Annotated in this window: 21 protein-coding genes; 15 read left to right on the top strand and 6 right to left on the bottom strand. The window is 39.6% G+C overall.

The window, feature by feature from the left end; translation table 11 throughout:
• Positions 1-14: 14 nt before the first annotated feature.
• The 6 genes from glyS to dnaA form a co-directional block, all read right to left on the bottom strand.
• Entirely contained in the window at positions 15-2084 is a 2070-nt protein-coding gene (gene glyS / locus AC27I2_RS18350) for a glycine--tRNA ligase subunit beta (RefSeq protein ID WP_487205102.1), read from the bottom strand.
• A 2-nt stretch (positions 2085-2086) separates the two neighbouring features.
• Complete coding sequence (gene glyQ / locus AC27I2_RS18345; protein WP_004588055.1) at positions 2087-2989, bottom strand: glycine--tRNA ligase subunit alpha; 903 nt, start codon at positions 2987-2989, stop codon at positions 2087-2089.
• A 141-nt stretch (positions 2990-3130) separates the two neighbouring features.
• The gene (gyrB, locus tag AC27I2_RS18340; protein ID WP_219423378.1) at positions 3131-5557 is read right to left on the bottom strand and encodes a DNA topoisomerase (ATP-hydrolyzing) subunit B; all 2427 of its coding nucleotides are present in this window, start codon (positions 5555-5557) and stop codon (positions 3131-3133) included.
• 12 nt (positions 5558-5569) lie between these two features.
• Entirely contained in the window at positions 5570-6664 is a 1095-nt protein-coding gene (recF, locus tag AC27I2_RS18335; RefSeq protein ID WP_058405173.1) for a DNA replication/repair protein RecF, read from the bottom strand.
• 15 nt (positions 6665-6679) lie between these two features.
• Entirely contained in the window at positions 6680-7783 is a 1104-nt protein-coding gene (gene dnaN / locus AC27I2_RS18330; RefSeq protein ID WP_006793980.1) for a DNA polymerase III subunit beta, read from the bottom strand.
• Between the two features lie 13 nt (positions 7784-7796).
• A complete protein-coding gene (dnaA, locus tag AC27I2_RS18325; protein ID WP_487205101.1) occupies positions 7797-9185 on the bottom strand; it encodes a chromosomal replication initiator protein DnaA in 1389 nt (462 codons plus the stop codon).
• Between the two features lie 518 nt (positions 9186-9703).
• Between dnaA and rpmH the strand changes: the two genes are divergently transcribed.
• From rpmH to atpH, 15 genes are all read left to right on the top strand, one after another.
• The gene (gene rpmH / locus AC27I2_RS18320) at positions 9704-9838 is read left to right on the top strand and encodes a 50S ribosomal protein L34 (protein ID WP_004335215.1); all 135 of its coding nucleotides are present in this window, start codon (positions 9704-9706) and stop codon (positions 9836-9838) included.
• A gap of 7 nt (positions 9839-9845) precedes the next feature.
• The gene (gene rnpA / locus AC27I2_RS18315) at positions 9846-10271 is read left to right on the top strand and encodes a ribonuclease P protein component (RefSeq protein WP_058405171.1); all 426 of its coding nucleotides are present in this window, start codon (positions 9846-9848) and stop codon (positions 10269-10271) included.
• Positions 10272-10397: 126 nt separating this feature from the next.
• Positions 10398-10673, top strand: a complete 276-nt coding sequence (gene yidD / locus AC27I2_RS18310; protein WP_006793977.1) for a membrane protein insertion efficiency factor YidD — start codon at positions 10398-10400, stop codon at positions 10671-10673.
• Positions 10674-10681: 8 nt separating this feature from the next.
• Positions 10682-12316 (top strand): membrane protein insertase YidC, encoded by a 1635-nt coding sequence (gene yidC, locus AC27I2_RS18305; RefSeq protein ID WP_058405170.1) that lies wholly within the window; start codon positions 10682-10684, stop codon positions 12314-12316.
• 134 nt (positions 12317-12450) lie between these two features.
• Positions 12451-13815 carry a tRNA uridine-5-carboxymethylaminomethyl(34) synthesis GTPase MnmE gene (gene mnmE, locus AC27I2_RS18300; RefSeq protein WP_487205100.1) on the top strand — a complete coding sequence of 455 codons (1365 nt, stop codon included), beginning with the start codon at positions 12451-12453 and terminating at the stop codon, positions 13813-13815.
• Between the two features lie 940 nt (positions 13816-14755).
• Positions 14756-15205 (top strand): FMN-binding protein MioC, encoded by a 450-nt coding sequence (gene mioC / locus AC27I2_RS18295; RefSeq protein ID WP_487205117.1) that lies wholly within the window; start codon positions 14756-14758, stop codon positions 15203-15205.
• Between the two features lie 426 nt (positions 15206-15631).
• Positions 15632-17521 carry a tRNA uridine-5-carboxymethylaminomethyl(34) synthesis enzyme MnmG gene (mnmG, locus tag AC27I2_RS18290; RefSeq protein ID WP_058405167.1) on the top strand — a complete coding sequence of 630 codons (1890 nt, stop codon included), beginning with the start codon at positions 15632-15634 and terminating at the stop codon, positions 17519-17521.
• A gap of 15 nt (positions 17522-17536) precedes the next feature.
• On the top strand, positions 17537-18157 hold the full coding sequence (gene rsmG, locus AC27I2_RS18285) for a 16S rRNA (guanine(527)-N(7))-methyltransferase RsmG (protein WP_487205099.1): 621 nt from the start codon (positions 17537-17539) through the stop codon (positions 18155-18157).
• 14 nt (positions 18158-18171) lie between these two features.
• Positions 18172-18957 (top strand): ParA family protein, encoded by a 786-nt coding sequence (locus AC27I2_RS18280; RefSeq protein WP_006793958.1) that lies wholly within the window; start codon positions 18172-18174, stop codon positions 18955-18957.
• A 19-nt stretch (positions 18958-18976) separates the two neighbouring features.
• A complete protein-coding gene (locus AC27I2_RS18275; protein WP_219423386.1) occupies positions 18977-19903 on the top strand; it encodes a ParB/RepB/Spo0J family partition protein in 927 nt (308 codons plus the stop codon).
• A 142-nt stretch (positions 19904-20045) separates the two neighbouring features.
• Positions 20046-20426: an ATP synthase subunit I gene (locus tag AC27I2_RS18270; RefSeq protein WP_006793956.1), complete on the top strand. Its 381-nt coding sequence runs from the start codon at positions 20046-20048 to the stop codon at positions 20424-20426.
• Between the two features lie 15 nt (positions 20427-20441).
• Positions 20442-21299 (top strand): F0F1 ATP synthase subunit A, encoded by an 858-nt coding sequence (gene atpB / locus AC27I2_RS18265; protein WP_006793955.1) that lies wholly within the window; start codon positions 20442-20444, stop codon positions 21297-21299.
• 50 nt (positions 21300-21349) lie between these two features.
• Positions 21350-21592 (top strand): F0F1 ATP synthase subunit C, encoded by a 243-nt coding sequence (gene atpE, locus AC27I2_RS18260; protein WP_006793954.1) that lies wholly within the window; start codon positions 21350-21352, stop codon positions 21590-21592.
• 41 nt (positions 21593-21633) lie between these two features.
• A complete protein-coding gene (gene atpF, locus AC27I2_RS18255) occupies positions 21634-22104 on the top strand; it encodes a F0F1 ATP synthase subunit B (protein ID WP_006793953.1) in 471 nt (156 codons plus the stop codon).
• A gap of 16 nt (positions 22105-22120) precedes the next feature.
• Positions 22121-22654, top strand: coding sequence for a F0F1 ATP synthase subunit delta (atpH, locus tag AC27I2_RS18250; RefSeq protein WP_006793952.1), 534 nt, complete (start codon positions 22121-22123; stop codon positions 22652-22654).
• Positions 22655-22659 lie beyond the last annotated feature (5 nt).

Genomic DNA, 22659 nt, shown 5'->3' with positions numbered 1-22659 from the left:
ATTGCTAATGGCTTTTATTTTTGTAAAACAGATACATCTGCAATATCCAAAAATAAACCACTTAACTGACTTAATAGCGCAAGGCGATTTTGCTTAACAGCTTCATCGTCGGCCATAACCATTACGTTGTCAAAAAAGTTATCAACACTTTCACGAATGCCTGCCAATTGGCTAAGCGCCTCTTGGTAGTTTCCATCAGCATAAAGAGGTGCCAGCTCTGTCGCAAATTTTGCCACTTGTGATGCCAATACTTTTTCAGCATTGTCGCTTAATAAGCTCTCATCAACGTTACCTTGGCTTGTGATATCGTTTTTAGCAAGAATGTTGCCTACACGCTTATTAGCTGCTGCAAGCGCTTCTGCGGCGTCTAAAGTGCGGAAGTGGCTTACCGCTTTAACACGGCGGTCAAAATCAACAGGTTTAGTTGGACGACGCGCAAGCACAGCTTGAATTACATCAACTTCAATGCCTTCATCTTGATACCATGCGCGGAAGCGCCCTAGCATAAAATCAAACACATCTGTTGATACATTTAGATTAGTTAGCTTATCGCCAAACAATGTTTGTGCTTTTGCTACTAGGTCTAAAATATCAAGCGGTAACTCTTTTTCGACCATGATACGCAATGCACCAATAGCGGCACGACGAAGTGCAAATGGATCTTTATCGCCTTTTGGTGCTTGGCCTATACCAAAAATACCCACCAGCGTATCAAACTTATCAGCAATGGCTACTGCACAGCTGATTAGGTTTGTAGGTAAATTGTCGCCCGCAAAGCGTGGCATGTATTGCTCGTTTTGCGCTATGGCTACATCTTCTGCCTCACCGTCAAAGCGCGCGTAATGCATACCCATTACACCTTGTACGTCGGTAAATTCCATTACCATTTCGGTCATTAAGTCTGTTTTACTTAATAGGCCAGCACGTTTTGCTTGGTCTTTATCGGCACCTAGTTGCTCAGCAATGTAGCCGGCAAGTTCGCTAATACGTACAGATTTATCTTTAAGCGTACCTAACTGCTTTTGGAATAAAACGGTATCTAGCGACTCTAAACGGCTTTCTAGGGTTTTCTTTTTGTCGGTTTCAAAAAAGAACTGCGCATCAGCTAAACGTGGGCGCACTACTTTTTCGTTACCTGAAATTACCACGCTTGGATCTTTACTTTCGATGTTAGATACAAACAAAAACTTATTTAAAAGTTTGCCGTTTTGATCTAATAACGGGAAGTATTTTTGATCGTCCTTCATGGTGTAAATTAGCGCTTCGGCTGGTACATCTAAAAATGCTTCTTCAAATGTTGCCGTTAATGTTACTGGCCACTCTACCAGTGATGTTACTTCTTCTAATAAGTCTTCATCCATTGCAACAACAGCGTTAACTGCGTTTGCAGCGTCTTCTATTTGTGCACGAATTTGCGCTTTACGTTGTTCGTAATCAGCAATAACGTAAGCAGATTTAAGTACATCAAAAATCTCATCAGCATGGCTGATGCTAATTTTTTCTGGGTGATGAAAACGGTGACCTTGCAGTTGGTTACTTACTTGCTTACCCAGTATTTCACCTTCGAGTAACTCGCTACCAAATAAAATAGTGACGGTATGAACTGGGCGAATAAACTGTGTTTTATTTGCACCCCAGCGCATTGGCTTTGGTATTGGTAATTTACTTAACGCTTTTGCGATAGCATCTGCCATTAGCGTTTTAGTTTCTTGCCCTGCAACTTTAGCAATATGTAGTAACCAAGCGCCTTTATCGGTTTCGAGTGTTTGTGCTTCACTTACGTCAATACCGCAACCGCGTGCCCAACCCATTGCTGCTTTTGTAGGGTTACCTTCGCTGTCAAACGCTGCTTTTGTTGCAGGGCCGCGTTTTTCAACTTCTTTGTCTTGTTGTTTAGCTTCAAGCGCTTTTACTTGTAAACCCAAACGACGAGGTGATGCATACCAGCTGACGCCTTGGTGCGCTAACTCTAGTGTTTCTAACTCTTGAGTTAAGTTTGCAGCAAATGCTTCGGCAAGTTTACGCAACGACTTTGGTGGCAATTCTTCAGTGCCAATTTCTACTAATAAATTTTGTGCTGACATGCTTACTTATCCTTACACAGCGGGAAACCAAGCGCTTCACGTGCATCGTAATAACTTTGTGCACATGCTTTTGATAACGCGCGGACACGTAAAATATAACGCTGACGTTCTGTTACCGATATAGCATGACGCGCGTCTAATAGGTTAAATGCATGCGATGCTTTCATTACTTGCTCGTAGGCAGGAAGTGGTAAATTTGCTTCAATTAACTTTTGGCTCTCAGCTTCACACTTATCAAACTGCGCAAATAAGTCATCTACGTTTGCGTGTTCAAAGTTGTAAGTAGATTGCTCTACTTCATTTTGGTGGAACACATCGCCGTAAGTTACACGCCCTAGTGGACCATCTGCCCATACTAGGTCGTAAATACTATCTACGCCTTGAATGTACATAGCTAAACGTTCAAGGCCATAAGTAATCTCGCCAGTTACTGGTGAGCACTCTAAGCCGCCTACTTGTTGGAAGTAGGTAAACTGCGTTACCTCCATACCATTTAACCAAATTTCCCAACCTAGGCCCCACGCACCTAATGTAGGTGATTCCCAGTTATCTTCTACAAAGCGTACTTCGTGAGTTAGGGTATCAATCCCCATTGCTTCTAGTGAGCCTAAGTAAAGCTCTTGAATGTTATCTGGTGATGGCTTTAACACTACCTGAAATTGGTAGTAATGTTGTAAGCGGTTTGGGTTTTCGCCATAGCGGCCATCCGTAGGACGGCGACACGGTTGTACGTATGCGCTAGACATTGGCTCAGGGCCAATTGATTTCAAAAATGTTTGCGGGTGAAATGTCCCAGCGCCCACTTCCATATCAAGTGGTTGAATAATGACACAGCCTTGCTGTGCCCAATAATCCTGTAAAGCCAGGATCAAACCTTGGAAGGTTTTTACGTCGTATTTTTGCATATTTGGCTTTTTACTATCTAAGAAGTAGCGTGAAAATTATCCTTAGTATACCGTGTGTACACTCAGGTTTTAAGCAGTTTGTGTATTTGTAGAAAATAAAAAAGGAGCCCTTAGGCTCCTTTTTATTATCTAAATATGTTTTTACACGTCTAAGTTAACTACGCGAAGCGCGTTAGTTTCAATAAAGTCACGACGTGGCTCTACCTGATCACCCATAAGTGTTGCAAATAACTGATCCGCGCCAACAGCGTCTTCGATAGTTACTTGTAACATACGGCGTGCACCTGGATCCATGGTTGTTTCCCACAGTTGATCTGGGTTCATCTCACCCAATCCTTTGTAGCGTTGAATATAGATCCCACGCTTAGATTCAGTGATCAACCATTCCAAAGCATCCACAAAGTTATCAACAGGTTTTGTTTTCTCACCACGTTGAATATAGGCACCTTCTGTAATGATGTTTGCAATGTTAACACCAGTCACAGCAATACGTTGGTAATCACGCGATGTAATGAAGTCGTAGCTTAGTACATGAGACTTATCTACACCGTGTTGACGAATATTCACAACTGGGTAGTATAAGTTACGCTCTGCATCATACTCAGTTGCAGCGTTGAAAATAGTTGCATCTTCGTCACGGTCTACTAGGTCATCAACAAGCTCTTTTGTCCACGCAATTACTTTAGCTTCGTCTTCAAGGTCTTCTTTTGTTAATTCGCTTTGGTAGATCAAACGTTCCATTACTGTGTTAGGGTATTTACGTTTTAAACGCTCGATTACTTTAACTGTGTTTTGATAATCGTGAACTATTTCCTCTAACGCTTCACCTTCAAGTGCTGATGCATCGGCACTTGTGTATAGCGCTGCGTTATTTAGTGCAAGCGATGTTAAGTAGTCAACAAGTGCAGGATCGTCTTTTATGTAGCGTTCTTGCTTACCTTTTTTCACTTTATAAAGTGGTGGTTGAGCAATATAAATATAACCGCGCTCTACAATTTCTGGCATTTGACGATAAAAGAACGTAAGCAACAAGGTACGAATGTGAGAACCATCCACGTCCGCATCGGTCATTATAATGATACGGTGGTAACGTAGTTTTTCAGGGTTATATTCATCACGGCCAATACCACAGCCTAACGCAGTGATTAGCGTTGCCACTTCTTGTGAAGACAGCATTTTATCAAAACGTGCTTTTTCAACGTTTAGAATTTTACCTTTAAGCGGAAGAATCGCTTGATTCTTACGGTTACGACCCTGCTTGGCTGATCCGCCAGCAGAGTCCCCTTCCACTATGTAAAGTTCTGATTGCGCAGGATCTTTTTCCTGACAATCGGCTAATTTACCCGGCAAACCGGCAAGGTCCATAGCGCCTTTACGACGTGTCATTTCACGTGCTTTACGTGCTGCTTCACGTGCACGTGAAGCATCAATAATTTTCCCAACAACAATTTTTGCATCTACTGGATTTTCTAATAAAAACTCAGTGAATTTTTCAGCCATTGCTTGTTCTACCGCAGACTTAACTTCGCTAGATACTAGCTTGTCTTTTGTTTGCGATGAAAACTTAGGATCTGGAACTTTAACACTAATTACAGCAGTCAAACCTTCACGCGCATCGTCACCGGTTGCGTTACTCGTTGTTTTTGCTTTCTTGTTAAAGCCTTCTTTTTCCATAAAGTTATTAAGTGTACGTGTTAGCGCAGATCTAAAACCAGCTAAGTGAGTACCACCATCACGTTGTGGAATGTTATTTGTGAAACAGTAAATGTTTTCTTGGTATGCGTCATTCCATTGCATTGATACTTCAACGCTAATTCCGTCTTCAACACGCTCATGTGTAAAGTGGAATACACCTTTATGAATAGGTGTTTTATTGCGGTTAATGTATTCAACAAATGCCTGAATACCACCTTCGTATTTGAAGTGATCGCTTTTATTTTCTTCACGCTCATCATTTAAAATGATGCTAACACCGGAATTCAGGAACGACAGTTCACGTAGGCGTTTTGCTAAAATATCGTAATGAAAATCTAAATTAGTGAATGTTTCTGCACTAGGCCAAAAGCGTAGTTCTGTCCCCGTAGTTTCAGAGTCACCAATGACAGCGAGAGGTGCATCTGGCACACCCATAGTGTAAAACTGCTCATGAAGTTTGCCTTCGCGACGCACGGTTAGTTTTAATTTTTCTGAAAGTGCGTTTACAACCGAAACACCTACACCATGCAAGCCACCTGATACTTTATAAGAGTTATCATCAAACTTACCACCAGCGTGAAGTACCGTCATGATTACTTCGGCAGCCGAAACGCCTTCTTCTTCATGGATAGACACTGGGATACCACGGCCGTTATCTCTAACCGAAACAGAGCCATCTAAGTGAATCGTTACAAAAATATCATCACAATGACCGGCTAAGGCTTCGTCTATTGAGTTATCAACGACCTCAAACACCATGTGGTGTAAGCCTGTGCCATCATCGGTGTCCCCTATATACATTCCAGGACGCTTTCTTACTGCGTCTAATCCTTTAAGTACTTTAATACTCGACGAGTCATAATTCTCAGACATGGTTAATCCCACTTATCTTGTTATTAGGTTGCCATGTTTCACGTGGAACATTTGTAGTTCTCGTTGCATGGGTTCCACCACAGCAGAAATACTCTCAGATAAAATTGAAGAGATAAATATTTGAGAACGACAGTGAGACAATAATTGCCCAACTTTCTCTTTTGTATCTTCGCCTAACTCTGAGGGTAAATCATCTATTAGCAATATAGATTGCTTATCGGTCTCTGACTCAATTAAGCTATTTTGCGTTACTTTTAACGCATACAATAATAACTTTAACTGCCCGCGTGAGAACGTATTCTCTACACTGTTGCCAGCGACACTAAAACTAAAGTCAGCCTTATGAGGGCCTTTACTTGTAAATCCTTGGCGAGAATCTCGCTCAAAGTTTTGTTCTAATGCATCGTTAAGAGATTCATTCTCTTTCCAGCCTGCATTAAACGTCATTTCTAAATCGCGTATAAGCGTTAATTCTGCACACATTTTACCAAAAAACTGCTGCTTAAACCTACTTATATACGCCATTCTCAATTTATTTATTTCTTCAGCCAGTCTAACAAATTCTTTGTCCCAAAACTTAATTTGGTCAAAATAATTCTTAGGCTTAGACTTTAACAATGCATTGCGTTGTTTTAATACTTTATTAAACGATTGCCACAGGTAAAAAAACTCATGTTCCACGTGGAACAATCCTAAATCTAAAAACTTTCTGCGCTCTTTTGGGCCACCAAAAAACAAAGAGTAGCTTTCAGGCGTAATTATTTGAACAGGCATAAGTTGTGCGAGTTCAGATATTTTCCGGCTCGCTTTACCTTGAATCTTTAAATTAGTTTCACCTAACCGCGTTTTACTAATACCAATAGGAATTGATAAATCATGAACCGTTTTTCGGCCATGAATTACAAACTGATCCTGTTGGTGTGCAATTATGCTTTTATGTTTTGGTGTTCGAAAAGACTTGCCGTGAGAAAGGTAATAAATAGCTTCTAAAAGACTGGTTTTCCCGCTGCCATTTTCACCATATATAATATTAACGCCATTAACAGGTTCTAGCGTCAGCGCCTCAATATTACGAAAATATTTGAGGCTCAAATGACTTAAGCTCATTATATGTTTATGATCTTATAAACGCATAGGCATAACAACATACATAGCTTCATCATCACCAGCGCCTTCTATTAAAGCACTACTGTTTGAATCTGCTAACGTAAACTGTACATCTTCGGTTTTTAATGTATTTAGTACATCTAAAACATACGAAACATTAAAACCAATTTCTAATTCATCACCTTGGTAATTTACTTCAACAACCTCTTCAGCTTGTTCTTGCTCTGGATTGTTAGCAGTAATTTTTAATAAACCATTTGATAAATTTAAGCGTACACCACGAAACTTTTCATTCGACAAGATAGATACACGCTGAAACGCATTTCGCAACCATTCACGGTTCGCAATAATTGTTTTGTCACCGCCACGTGGAAGTACACGTCGGTAATCAGGAAAACGCCCATCAACAAGTTTACTTGTAAATGTAAACTCAATATCAATAATACGAATGTGGTTAGCACCAAATTGAATAGTTACTAGCTCATCGTCGGCAACCATAAGGCGCATAATTTCTTGTACACCTTTGCGCGGTATAATTAATTGGCGCTGGGTATTTAATGATTGAGTAAGTTTTTTCTGTGCAATAGCCAAACGGTGTCCGTCGGTAGCCACCGTTTTAATATCACTGTTATCAACTTCAAACGACATACCATTTAAGTAATAACGTACATCTTGGTTTGCCATTGAAAAGTGTGTGCTTTCAAGTAATTTACGAAGCTCTAAACGTGTTAGTTGAAATTCAACTTCACCGTCCCATTCTTCTAAATTGGGAAAATCAGCAGCGGATAATGTCGTTAATGAAAAACGACTTTTACCACTGGTTAATAACAGCTGGTGATCTTGTAAGCTTAAAGTAATGTCTGAACCTTCAGGTAAGCTTTTACAAATATCGAGTAATTTTTTAGCGGGTAAAGTCAATTTTGTGTCGGCAATATCATCACCTACAAAAACACCAGACACTAATTCAATTTCAAGGTCGGTCCCTGTCATCGAAAGCTGTCCGTTTTCTACTACTAACAAAACGTTAGATAAAATTGGTAACGTATGCTTTCGCTCAATTGCGCCCGATACTTGTACCAATGGCTTTAAAAATTGTTGTCTTGATATTGTTATTTGCATAATAAAGTCAGCCCTAAGATGACAATGTTCTTATTAAATTTTGATAATCTTCTTTGATTTCGTGGCTTTCATCACGTAGTGATTTTATTTTACGGCACGCATGTAAAACAGTTGTATGGTCTCGACCGCCAAAAGCATCCCCAATCTCAGGTAAGCTGTGATTAGTAAGTTCCTTAGACAACGCCATAGCAACCTGACGAGGTCTTGCTATAGAGCGGCTTCGGCGTTTAGAAAGTAAATCTGACACACGAATTCGATAATACTCAGCCACTGTACGCTGTATATTATCAATTGTGACAAGCTTATCTTGCAGTGCAAGTAAATCACGCAGTGCTTCTTTTACAAAGTCGATAGAGATAGGACGCCCTGTAAAGTTTGCATTTGCAATTACACGATTAAGTGCCCCTTCAAGCTCTCGCACGTTTGAACGTAATTTTTTTGCAATGAAGAAAGCCACTTCGTGCGGTAAATTAATTTTACTTTGCTGGGCTTTTTTCATCAAAATCGCTACGCGAGTTTCAAGTTCTGGCGGCTCTATAGCAATTGTTAATCCCCAACCAAAACGAGACTTAAGTCTGTCTTCAACCCCTTCAATTTCCTTAGGGTAACGATCGGAAGTTAAAATAATTTGTTGGTTGCCTTCAAGTAATGCATTAAAGGTATGAAAAAATTCTTCTTGAGAACGCTCTTTGTTTGCAAAGAATTGAATGTCATCAATCATTAATGCATCAACACTACGGTAATAACGTTTAAATTCTTCTATTGCATTATTTTGTAGCGCTTTAACCATGTCTTGTACAAAACGTTCAGAATGCATATAAACAATTTTTGCATCAGGCTTATTAGCCATAATGCCATTGCCTACTGCATGGAGTAAGTGCGTTTTACCTAAACCTGTTCCACCGTATATAAATACAGGGTTAAATGCAGAACCGGGATTATCGGCCACTTGAGTTGCAGCCGCTTTTGCTAGCTGATTTGATTTACCCTCAACAAAACTATCAAAGGTATAGTTTTCTTTAATATTAGATTTATAACCAGATTTAGGTGCTGGCTCAACAACCGGCTTTTGCTCTCGCGGTTGTTGCTTTGCTGATGCTTGCGTATTAGATGCAGATTGCGTTTCTATAACAGGTGCAACTTGTGTGTTTAACAGCGGCTTACTACCTACATCAAAACGCAGTTCAGGTGCTTCATCACCACAAATCTCTACAAGTAATTCGTTAATTCGATTAAGGTATTTTTCTCTTACCCAATCAAGCACAAAGCGATTAGGTGCATAAATAGTCAGAGTATCTTCGGTACTTTCTGCTTGAAGTGGTCTTACCCACATACTGAACTGCTGCGAAGGCAATTCATCTTGCAATACATATAAACAACTTTGCCAAACCGACAGATACACAGTTAAACTCCCAGAGATATAATTTTTATTCCCGCACATCAAAAATGGTTAAATACCATGCATTTATTGCGTTTAAATAGCCAAATAAGCGGCCCAAGACCAAGTATTATGAAGGCAGTTTATCCACAAGTAAAAGGCTGATTTTTATAAAATGATGTATAACGTTACAAAAAAGAACTAACAGACTGATTTAGTTATATTTTTAATTATTAACTTGATAATAGATCATAACAAAATAACACCAAGATCGCGAACCAATTCTACGATCCAATTTACTTTTCCCCGGCTTTTATTCACTTTTTATACATGGGCTGTGGAAAACTTCTTATTTATGATGATCCTACTAGATCACGCTTTATGATCCCCAGCTGCTTGCTTAATAAACACAGTGCTTAACGCGTAATTATGATTGACTTTAAGTCGTTTCATCTATAATATCTCGCGCTCGCAATGGCACCTGTGCCAGGATCGCGACCTGCATAGGATGTTTTAACTTTAACCGATCGGATGAGATTGTTATGAAAAGAACTTTTCAACCTAGCGTTTTAAAACGCAAACGTGCACACGGCTTCCGTGCTCGCATGGCAACTGTAAATGGCCGTAAAGTATTAGCACGTCGCCGCGCTAAAGGCCGCAAAGTTCTTTCTGCTTAATTTATAAGTGGAAGACTTTAGCTTTGGCAGGGAGTTACGTCTGTTAACTCCCTCGCATTACTCTCGTATATTTAACGAACCCGCTCGGGCTGCAACTCCTTACTTCACTCTATTAGCTAAACCCAATGACCAAGGGAAACCTAGGTTAGGACTTACTGTTGCTAAAAAACGTGTAAAAAAGGCATGCCAACGAAACCGTATTAAACGTCTTGCTCGCGAAAGTTTTCGTTTAAATCAACACAACATTGATAACATTGATATTGTGCTTATGGTTAAAAATGGTATTGACGAACAGTCTAATGAAGAATTAACCAAGCAACTGACTAAGTTATGGCGAAAAATTAATGAACGCTGTAAACCAGGTGCGCCTAAGCCTCCACCCTTTAAGAAACGCCCAAACAAATCAGCTAAATCTAATAAACAAACCCAATAGCAATAGAATTACAGGGTTAATTAATGTATCTTTAGCTCACCTTTTAATCATGCATTTAAAATTTCCAATAGAGCCTTTAAATACATGATATCTATCTCACTAAATTTAACTAGGGGCATAAACATCATGAGGTTACTTAAACCACTTGTTGCTTTACCGACATTATGTTTAGTGTTATTGATCCGCGGTTATCAAAAGTGGATTAGCCCGCTATTAGGTCCGCATTGTCGTTTTAATCCAAGCTGCTCACATTACGCAATTCAAGCAATAAAATTGCATGGATTGATAAAAGGAAGTTGGTTAGCATTAAAACGCATATTAAAATGCCATCCTTTACATTCAGGTGGTGATGACCCAGTACCTGAAAAAATAACCCATATTAACCACCAACACGAGAAATAAGAGCTGTTATGGAATCGCAACGCACGTTTTTATTCATTGGCCTAATGCTAGTGTCGTTTTTATTGTTCCAAGAATGGAATAATGATTATAACCAGCCAAAAGTCGATCCAAGTGCCACAACACAAACACAACAAGCAAATTCAACTGAATCAGATGATTTTATACCCTCATCATCAGAATCTGGCTTACCGGCTTCAACAACATTAGCTAAACGTTCTGTTATAGAAATTAAAACAGACGTGTTTAAAGTTAAAATCGACACCAAAGGTGGTGATATTGTTGAATCAGACTTACTTCAGTATGAAGAAGTGAAAGGCGAAGAAACACCTTTCATGCTGCTGGGTGAGTTTGATGGTAATCAATACTTTTCACAAAGTGGTTTAATTGGTTTAAATGGTCCTGACGCATCTGCAAACGGTCGCCCTACTTACCACAGCGAACAAACATCTTATACCTTAACCGGTGATGAGTTACGTGTACCGCTGCAGTTTACTGACAGCAACGGTGTTAGCTTTACTAAAACGTATGTATTTAAAAAAGGGCAATATGACGTTGGCTTAGAATACACAGTAAACAATACAACCAGTGCGCCTATTCAAGTACAGCTTTACACGCAAGTTAAGCGCACAGTACAAGAAAAAGGCAGCTTAGTTGATCAAAACTATTTAGGTGCAGCTTACGGTACTGACGAAGAACCGTACGAAAAGTACAGTTTTTCTGACATGGCTGACAAAAACCTCAATGAAAGCACACAAGGTGGTTACATTGCATTTATTCAACATTACTTTGTAAGTGCGTGGGTACCAAAACAAGACCAAACCAACACCCTGTATAGCTTAATTACGAGCAGCAATGCCGCAATCATTGGTACAAAAGCACAACCAGTTAATGTACAAGCCGGTACTGAGCAAACTATTACTTCTATTTACTACATGGGCCCTAAAGAGTCTGATGTATTAGAAGCGCTTCACCCTGACTTAGACCTAACTGTAGACTACGGCTGGTTATGGTTTATTTCACAGCCACTATTTGTATTACTAAAATGGCTTTACAGTATCCTTGGTAACTGGGGTTTAGCAATTATTGCTATCACTATTATTGTTAAATCATTGATGTACCCGCTAACTAAAGCACAATACACGTCAATGGCTAAAATGCGTGCCCTTCAACCAAAAATGGCTGCATTAAAAGAAAAATATGGTGATGACCGTCAAAAATTCGGTCAAGCTACTATGGAAATGTACAAAAAAGAGAAAGTAAACCCAATGGGTGGCTGTTTCCCTATTTTGTTACAAATGCCAATATTCTTAGCGTTGTTTTATGTATTTTTAGAGTCAACAGAACTTCGCCATGCTGAGTTTATGCTTTGGTTAACTGATTTATCAGCACAAGACCCATACTACGTATTACCAATTTTATTTGGTGCAAGTATGTTTATAACTCAGAAGCTTCAACCAATGACGGTTACCGATCCAATGCAGCAAAAAATGATGACCTTTATGCCGGTTATCTTCTCTGTATTCTTCTTATGGTTCCCATCAGGCTTAGTACTTTATTGGTTAGTATCTAACCTTATTTCAATCGCGCAAATGCTTTATATTTATCGCGGTATGGAAAAGAAAGGAATAAAAGTAAGAGGCTAACTTAGCCCTACTTATCAAGAAGGCGACTTAGGTCGCCTTTTTTATTGCCCATTTTTTATCAGAGCATTCGCGAGTGGTAATTTCATAGGTTACAATAGCGCCATAACGTACACATTGTTGGTAAATTTAATAGCATGATCAATCAAGACACAATTGCAGCACAAGCAACCGCCCCCGGCCGTGGTGGTGTTGGTATTATTCGGGTTTCTGGCAGCCTTGCTAAAAGCGTTGCCGAGCAAGTTATTGGTAAAATACCAAAAGTGAGATACGCCGATTACGTACCATTTAAAAACTTAAACGGTGATCAGCTTGACCAAGGTATTGCTATTTATTTTGCCGGACCGAACTCATTTACTGGCGAAGATGTACTTGAGTTGCAAGGCCATGGCGGCCCAGTTGTGCTTGATATGCTACTTAAAGAAATTAGTAAAATAGAGGGTGTACGTTTAGCAAAGCCAGGAGAATTCTCTGAGCGCGCATTTATGAACGACAAGCTTGATTTAACCCAAGCAGAAGCAATTAGTGACCTTATTAATGCCACCAGTGAACAAGCCGCTAAAAGCGCCTTACAATCGCTTCAGGGTGAGTTTTCCAAACACATAGAAACCCTGGTTGAAAAAGTAATCCACCTTCGTATGTACGTAGAAGCTGCAATCGACTTTCCAGATGAAGAAATAGACTTTTTGTCTGACGGCAAAGTAAGCGGTGATTTAGACGCAATTATAAATCAGCTAAACACCGTAACTAACCAAGCCAAACAAGGCAGTATAATGCGCGAAGGTATGCGTGTAGTTATTGCAGGTCGTCCTAATGCAGGTAAATCAAGCTTGCTTAATGCCCTAGCAGGCCGAGAAGCAGCAATCGTAACCGAAATAGCAGGTACCACCCGCGACGTGCTACGCGAACACATTCACATTGATGGCATGCCACTGCATATTATCGATACCGCAGGTCTTCGTGAAAGCCCAGACCGCGTAGAACAAATAGGTATTGAGCGCGCATGGGAAGAAATAAACCAAGCCGACCGCGTTTTATTTATGCTTGATGGCACCGATACCGTGGATACCGACCCACATAAAATTTGGCCAGAATTTATGGCAAAATTACCAAAAGGCATGGGGGTTACAGTGATCAGAAATAAAGCCGATTTGTCGGGTGATATTGTAGGCCTAGATGAACACCAACAATACCCAGTCATAAGCTTAAGTGCTAAAAATGCAGATGGTATTGAGCTTGTACGAGAGCATTTAAAAGCCTGTATTGGTTTTGACGGCGCAACAGAAGGTGGCTTTATGGCTCGTCGCCGCCATTTAGATGCTCTAGAGCGCGCAGCTTATCATTTAGATACGGGTAAAACGCAGCTTGAAATGCATATTGCGGGTGAAATTTTGGCCGAAGAGCTACGCTTAACGCAGCAATTTTTAAACGAAATAACGGGTGAGTTTACTTCAGACGATCTACTAGGAAAAATATTTAGCTCGTTCTGTATCGGTAAATAAAAGGCCTAACAACTAAATAATTAAAAATTAAGGGCGTAAAAACGCCCTTTTTTACTGCCTAAATTAAGCCTTCCTATATCAATATATGAGTATTTTTTAGATAATCTAAGTGCTATTTGAGGCTCTCAATTACTCTAAATTAGTATCTTTAAATGCTTATTAATGGCTTACTTTACAAGATATAACCGCCTAATTAGGGTGATATATCCCCCACATACGAATAAGTTAAACCAATATAATTAACCTTAAAACAAACTAAAATCACTGATTTAAATATTTTGTTAGCTAAATTAAAGCCATATTTGGCTATATATTAAAAAATAAGGCGATCACAAGTGTGTATTGATCGCGCTATCCACCAGCTAAAACATATAAAAACATGTGCCAATTATTACAAAAATTTTAAATTAAGTCAGATCAGTTATCCACAATTCCTACTTTTTGAACAAAACCCTAAAAATTTTTAACTGAAAAACACGTTATTAACTCTATTTTTAGTAAAAAACAGCCATAATGAAATTTAATTTGGTATTTATTTAGTAAGATCATATTTAATTGATCACTTTTTTAAATTGTTTTAGATCTTAATAATCAGTTATCAACACCCTTTATATCCACATTATGATCAACTTCATTTTTATATTAAATATTCATCACTTTTGCACTTACAAATAATTAAAATCAATAACTTACAAAATTTCAGGCTAATAGGATATAGAGTTAAACAGAACTTCCCCCAATCTTATTAACAGCTTGATCAGAAGATTACATTTAAATATTTTATGTTACAGCCATATAAATCAATAACTTAAAATAATTTTAAACAATGATCTAAAAATCAACCTAAAAATAGTTATCCAAACTAACACTCTTCTCTTTACTGCTGTTTTTACTCGGCTATCATAGGCAGCAATTAAAACTAATGCGATCACAACTAATCATGAGTTCAGTAAATATTATTGTTGGCAGCCAAATGGGATCGGCCGAGTACGTTGCAGAGCAATTAAGCGATGAGCTTAATAACCAAGGTATTGAAACTCAACTACATGATCATCCTGAGTTTAATGAAATAGATCAACACAATACGGTATGGCTAATATGTACATCTACTTATGGTGCAGGTGATTATCCAGATAACCTTTTAAGTTTTGTAGAACAAGTAGCTCAAACAACTGATTTAAAACATTTAAAATTTTCGGTTATAGCACTAGGCGATACCAGCTACGACACATATAACTTAGCAGGGCGCAATATAGAAGCACTACTGCTCGATAAAGGCGCTATAAAAGTAGCAGAACGCTTAGAGTTAAATATATTAGACGAATCACTCCCTGAAGACACAGCACTAGCTTGGTTAGACACTTGGATGTCTCAAACAGGATTAAAATAAAGAGATCAAGTTAAATCCCATATAAAAGTTACCCACAATTTACTAATAATTTAATTAATAATGTGGATAAAGATTGAATAAACTGCATTTTAGAGCATGCTTATCCATGGGATAAGATCTAACTAATCACCCCCTGTGTATAAAGTGGCTTTTTGATCAGTGCTTATTTGTGGGATGATCCGATCATATTAACACCTTTAGATCTGATCTAATTTAATGTTTTTAAACAAGATCTAAAGCTTATCAACAGAAAACCCGATCATTAGTAGTAATAGTATTAAAAGATCTCTTTAAAAGATCCTTTATATTATTAGAGATCACTTACTTAGATCTGAGCACAGTTTAATCATTTATCTTCTGCTCATTTCTAGGTAGAATACGCTCCCTTTTGAAGTTTACCGGTTTGATTTAAGTAGGATCCCATTAATGATTTTTCATGAAAATTTTGACGTTATCGTAGTAGGTGGTGGACATGCAGGCACTGAAGCCGCATTGGCAGCTGCCCGTATGGGGATGAATACCCTGCTACTGACTCACAATATGGATACCCTTGGTCAAATGTCTTGTAACCCAGCAATTGGTGGGATAGGCAAAGGTCACTTGGTAAAAGAAATAGACGCCCTTGGTGGTGCAATGGCACAAGCTATTGATAAAGGCGGGATCCAATTTCGTACTTTAAATTCTTCAAAAGGACCGGCTGTTCGTGCAACTCGAGCACAAGCCGATCGCGCTTTGTACAAAGCGGCTATTCAAACAACATTACAAAATCAAGAAAACTTAAAAATATTTCAACAATCGTGTGACGATCTAATTGTTGAAAACGATCGTGTTACTGGCGTAGTAACTCAAATGGGGTTACGTTTTAGCGCACCCAGTGTAGTACTTACTGTAGGTACCTTTTTAGGTGGCCAAATACACATAGGTTTAGAAAATTACAAAGGTGGACGTGCAGGCGATCCGCCATCAATTGCTTTAGCACAGCGTCTTCGCGAACAACCATTTAGAGTAGATCGTCTAAAAACAGGCACTCCACCACGTATTGATGCCCGTACGGTTGATTTTAGCAAAATGCAAGAACAACCAGGTGATACGCCTACACCAGTGTTTTCATTTTTAGGTAAACAAAGTGATCACCCGCAACAAATACCGTGTTACATCACTTACACAAATGAAAAAACACACGATGTTATACGCAAAAATTTGCATCGTTCACCTATGTACTCGGGTGTTATAGAAGGGATTGGCCCGCGTTATTGCCCATCTATTGAAGATAAAATTGTCCGATTTGCCGATAAAGACAAACACCAAATATTTGTAGAGCCAGAAGGTTTAACATCTTACGAGCTTTACCCTAATGGCATTTCAACAAGCCTACCATTTGATGTGCAATTGGAAATAGTGCAATCGATTACAGGTTTTGAAAATGCACATATTTGCCGACCTGGTTACGCAATTGAATACGATTACTTTGATCCACGTGATTTAAAACAATCATTAGAAACTAAATTTATTGAAGGTTTATTCTTTGCAGGCCAAATAAACGGAACTACAGGCTATGAAGAAGCCGGAGCGCAAGGCTTAATTGCTGGTATGAACGCAGCGCTTAAAGTGCAAGGTAAAGATTCGTGGACGCCACGTCGTGACGAAGCATACGTTGGTGTATTAATTGACGACTTAGCAACGCTTGGTACAAAAGAACCGTACCGTATGTTTACTAGCCGTGCCGAATACCGTTTACTATTGCGTGAAGATAATGCCGATATTCGTCTAACCGAAAAGGGCCGTGAGCTAGGTTTAGTTAATGACGAGCGTTGGCAAGCATTTAACGAAAAAATGGAAGTGATCGAGAAAGAAAAACAACGCATAAAGGACACGTGGATTCATAAAGATCATAATGTTGTTGATCAGGTAAACGCATTATTAAAAGCGCCATTAACGCGTGAGGCAAGTTTAGAAGAATTATTGCGTCGTCCTGAGATCCGTTATGATGATCTAATGGCTATTGAAGGCTTAGGATCTGAATTTACGAATAAGGCGGCTTTAGAGCAAGTTGAGATCCATACTAAATACGCAGGTTACATTGCGCGTCAGCAAGATGAGATCAACAAACAGCTTCGTCATGAAGAAACAATCTTACCAAAAGAGTTTGATTATAAAACCGTGTCTGGTTTATCAAATGAGGTGGTGGCAAAACTAGAAGAGTCTCGTCCAGACACTATTGGTCAAGCCTCGCGTATTTCTGGTATCACACCCGCGGCTATTTCGTTATTATTAGTGTATCTGAAGAAGCAAGGCTTATTACGCAAATCTGCGTAATGGTAAGGGCACCTAGTGTTACAACAACAATTAACTACATTGTTAGCGCAAACTGATATTGCGCTAACAGAAAAACAACAACAACAGCTTGTTCGTTACGTTGAGCTATTGGATAAGTGGAACAAGGCGTATAACTTAACCTCAGTACGTTTGCCTCAAGAAATGATGGTAAAACATATTATGGACAGCCTTGTTGTTGCACCTCATTTACCCGGTCATCATTATATTGATGTGGGTACAGGCCCAGGCCTTCCTGGCATTGTATTAGCCATTGCACTTCCTAATACCCAATTTTTTTTACTCGACAGTTTAGGTAAACGTGTACGCTTTTTAATGCACGTTAAGCATGAACTTGGGCTTGATAATGTTACCCCGGTGCAGTCAAGAGTTGAAGAATATCAACCAAGTGTTAAATTAGATGGCGTACTCAGTCGTGCATTTGCTTCATTACAAGATATGGTTGACTGGTGCTCGCACTTAATTGATCATTCGGGTCAATTTATTGCGCTTAAAGGCGTTTACCCTAGCGAAGAGTTAGAGTCACTACCGGCTGGCGTAAAGTTTGAGAAAAAAATTGCATTAGAAGTACCTGAGTTAGATGCACAACGACATTTAATTATTCTTTCTAAAGACTAGGGATCAGAGACACTGTGGCAAAAGTCATCGCATTGGCAAATCAAAAAGGGGGTGTAGGTAAAACTACGACCGCTGTTAATCTCGCTGCGTCTATGGCCGCAACGAAGCGTAAAGTGCTGTTAATTGATCTCGACCCGCAAGGTAATGCCACTATGGGCAGTGGTGTAGATAAGTATGGCGATGTGCCTACTATTTACGACCTACTCATTGAAGATAAGCCCATTGAAGACGTGATCATTAAAGAAACGTCTGGCGAATACCATATGATTGCAGCAAACGGAGACGTAACCGCTGCTGAAGTTAAACTAATGGAATTATTTGCCCGTGAAGTACGCCTTCGTAATGCACTTGAAAAAATTCAGGACCAATACGAGTTTATATTCATAGACTGCCCGCCTTCATTAAATATGCTCACTGTTAATGCTATGGCCGCTGCCGATTCCATTTTAGTGCCAATGCAATGCGAGTATTATGCACTTGAAGGCTTAACTGCATTAATGGATACCATTACACAATTGGCTAAATTGGTTAACCCCGAATTAAAAATTGAAGGCATATTACGCACTATGTACGATCCGCGTAACCGCCTAGCAAACGACGTTTCAGAACAATTAAAACAACATTTTGGTGATAAAGTGTATCGCACTGTGATCCCGCGCAATGTTCGTCTAGCCGAGGCGCCAAGTTTTGGCGCTCCTGCTATGTATTACGACAGAGCATCAAGTGGCGCAAAAGCGTATTTAGCACTTGCCGGTGAAATGCTGCGCAGAAAAGAAAAAACAGCGTCCGTTGTCGCCTAACTTTGAGGTAAAAAATAACATGTCTGCTAAAAAACGAGGTTTAGGCCGAGGACTCGATGCACTTTTAAGTTCGTCTAAGCCTGCACCCAGCACCAGCAAGGAACAAGACACACAAAACGTAACAGAGGTTGTTCAAAGTACAGTAAGTGCTACAGATAACCCATTACAAACATTGCCTATTGAGTTTTTGCATTCAGGCAAGTACCAACCTCGTAAAGACATGTCTGAAGAGGCACTCGAAGAACTTGCCAGTTCAATTCGATCACAAGGTATTATACAACCCATTGTAGTACGCCCTATTGCTCATAACAGTTATGAAATTATTGCCGGTGAGCGTCGTTGGCGCGCAGCGCAAATAGCTAAGCTCGACACTGTTCCGTGTATCATTAAAGATGTACCCGATGAGGCCGCCGTTGCTATTGCCCTGATTGAAAATATTCAGCGTGAAGATTTAAATGCAATGGAAGAGGCGGTTGCACTAAATCGTTTATTAAATGAGTTTGAATTAACACATCAACAAGTGGCTGATGCGGTTGGGAAATCAAGAACGACCGTAACAAACTTATTACGTTTAAATAATTTAAACAACGATGTAAAAATTCTGTTAGAACATGGTGACATAGAAATGGGTCATGCGCGCTGTTTACTTGCACTTGAAGGTGAAGCACAGTCTGACGCTGCACGAACGGCTGTTGCAAAGGCACTTACTGTAAGAGAAACTGAAAAATTAGTGCGCGCAATTTTAGAGCCAGCACCCGCCAAGCAAGAACACCAAAAAGACCCAGATGTTAAACAGTTAGAACAACAATTAGCAGAAAACCTAGGTGCTAAAGTAGAGATAAATTACAACAAAAAAGGCAAAGGTAAATTGGTTATTTCATATACTAATTTAGACGAGCTTGACGGCATTTTGAATCGTATTAATCACGACAATACCCACCATTGATCTATTACATGTCTAAAAAGAGACATTTGTAGCAAATTTGTGTTACAAACACTCTACTCAAGTTGCAAAACTGGCAGGATACAGTATAATTTCGCCAGTTTTCACACCCTAACGATTTGAATGCCATTAAGGTTAACAAAAAGTGAATAATAAGTTAGCAAGTCCGTATAGGCTTGCCGCATTTAAATTAATTTGTCTTCAGGGTGTTGTAGCATTATTTGCTGCCGTAATTATTTTTATTGGTTTGGGAGTTGAAGCCAGTCTGTCAGCGTTAGCTGGTGGCGCAGTCGCGATACTCCCTCACTGTGTTTTTGCACTTTACGCCTTTCGATTTATGGGCGCGAGTCGTGCAGAACAAGCGTATAACGCGTTAAAACGCGGTAACGCTCTAAAGTTTATGCTGACAATCATTTTGTTTGCGCTAGTACTAAAGCATTTTCCGGTAGTTTTACTGCCCTTTTTTAGTATCTATGTACTAGCTTTATTCACTGGATTGTTTGCACCCGTTTTTTTTAAACATTAACTTTTGGGATATAACATGGCTGCAGAAGAAGTTACTCTATCTAGCCATATCCAGCACCACTTAACCAATGCTAAGATGTGCTCGACCGATGCCGGTCTAGCCTTCAATAAAGCATGTACGGACAGTGGTTTTTGGACATGGCATGTAGATACCCTCGCATGGTCAATCGGACTAGGTCTTATCTTTTTATGGATCTTCCGTAGTGCCGCTAAAAAATCAACATTGGGCGTACCAGGTAAATTTCAGTGTTTCATTGAAATGATAGTTGAGTTCGTTGGCGACAACGTACGTGACACTTTCCATGGTAAAAGCAAGCTGATAGCACCATTAGCATTAACGATATTCGTTTGGATATTTTTAATGAACTTAATGGATTTAATCCCAGTTGACTTCTTGCCTGCATTTGCTGGTTTAGTTGGTGAGCAAGCTTTTGGCATGGACTCACACGACGTATACATGAAAATTGTACCAACAACAGATATAAACTTAACAGCAGCACTAGCGCTAGGCGTGTTTATATTAATGATTGGTTACTCAATTAAAATTAAAGGTATCGGCGGTTTTATTAAAGAGCTAACACTTCACCCGTTTAGTTCAAACAATACAGCTATGCAGATTCTTTTAATCCCATTCAATCTATTACTAGAGCTTATCGCATTGGTTTCTAAGCCGTTTTCACTGGCACTGCGTTTGTTCGGTAACTTATATGCAGGTGAACTAATCTTCATCCTTATAGGTGCGATTGGCTTAATGCAACTACCGTTGCACTTTGTTTGGGCTGTATTCCATATCTTAGTAATCGTATTGCAAGCATTCGTATTTATGATGCTAACAATCGTATACCTAAGTATGGCAAGTTCAGATAATCACTAATTTACAATTTTACTTTTACTTTTAATACAATTGAAACTTTGGAGAAATAAATGGAAGCTTTAGAACTAGTAACAGGCTTAAAATACATCGCAGTTGCACTACTAATTGGTTTTGGTGCAATCGGTACAGCTGTTGGTTTTGGTAACATGGGCGGTAAATTCCTTGAAGCATGTGCGCGTCAACCTGAGCTAGCACCATCGCTACAAGTTAAAATGTTTATCCTTGCTGGTCTAATCGATGCTGTTGCAATGATTGGTGTTGGTATCGCGATGGTATTGTTGTTCGTACTTTAATTTTATTTTTTGAACAGCTTACTATTTAAGGAGGAGCGGTTGTGAACTTAAACGCCACTCTTATCGGTGAATTAATTGCGTTTACGGTGTTCGTACTTTTTTGTATGAAGTTCGTATGGCCACCACTAAACGGTGCAATTGAAGCTCGCCAGAAGAAAATCGAAGATGGTTTAGCTGCCTCTGATAGAGCCGAAAAAGACTTAGAACTTGCGCAACAAAAAGCTGCAGAACAGCTTAAAGATGCAAAAGCTCAAGCGGCTGATATCATTGATCAAGCTAAAAAGCGTGCCGTGCTAATTGTTGACGAAGAAACCGTTCGTGGACAAGAAGAGCGTGAAAAAATTATTGCTCAAGGGCACTCTGAAATTGAATCAGAGCGTAACCGTGTGACAGAAGAGCTACGTAAGCAAGTAGCAACACTGGCTGTGGTTGGCGCAGAGAGAATTTTAGAGCGTGAAATCAATCAAGCCGCACATAGTGACATCGTTGAAAAACTTGTCGCTGAGCTGTAATTAGGAGGGTATGAGCATGTCTGAATTGACTACTATCGCTCGCCCATACGCTAAAGCGGCTTTTGAACTTGCCGTTGAAAAAGGCGCTATTGAAAGCTGGAATGACATGTTGTTTTTCGCTGGCCATGTTGCCAGCGATGAGCAAGCATCAGCCATTTTAGCTGGATTGCCTACTGCTTCTGCACAAGCTGAGTTATTTATTAACTTGTGCGCAGAGCAGCTCAACGAACAAGGTCAGAACCTAGTGAAGGTGATGGCTGAAAATGGACGTTTGATTGCACTGCCTGAGGTTGCACAGTTATTCGCTGCGTTTAAAGCAGAGTATGACAAAGAAATCGATGTAGATGTGATTTCGGCAACCCCTCTTACTGCAGCGCAGCAAGAGTCATTGGTAGCGACACTTGAAAAACGTTTCGCACGCAAAGTTAAGCTGAATTGTAGTGAAGACGCGTCAGTAGTTGGCGGCCTTATTATTAAGGCAGGCGACACTGTAATCGACGGCTCTGTACGCGGAAAATTAAACCGCTTAGCCACAACACTACAATCGTAATTGGG

It is taken from the genome of Pseudoalteromonas sp. NH0006-46, assembly GCF_057547735.1.
The sequence above is the reverse complement of the archived record's forward strand: the minus strand, read 5'-3'. Positions and strand labels throughout refer to the sequence as shown.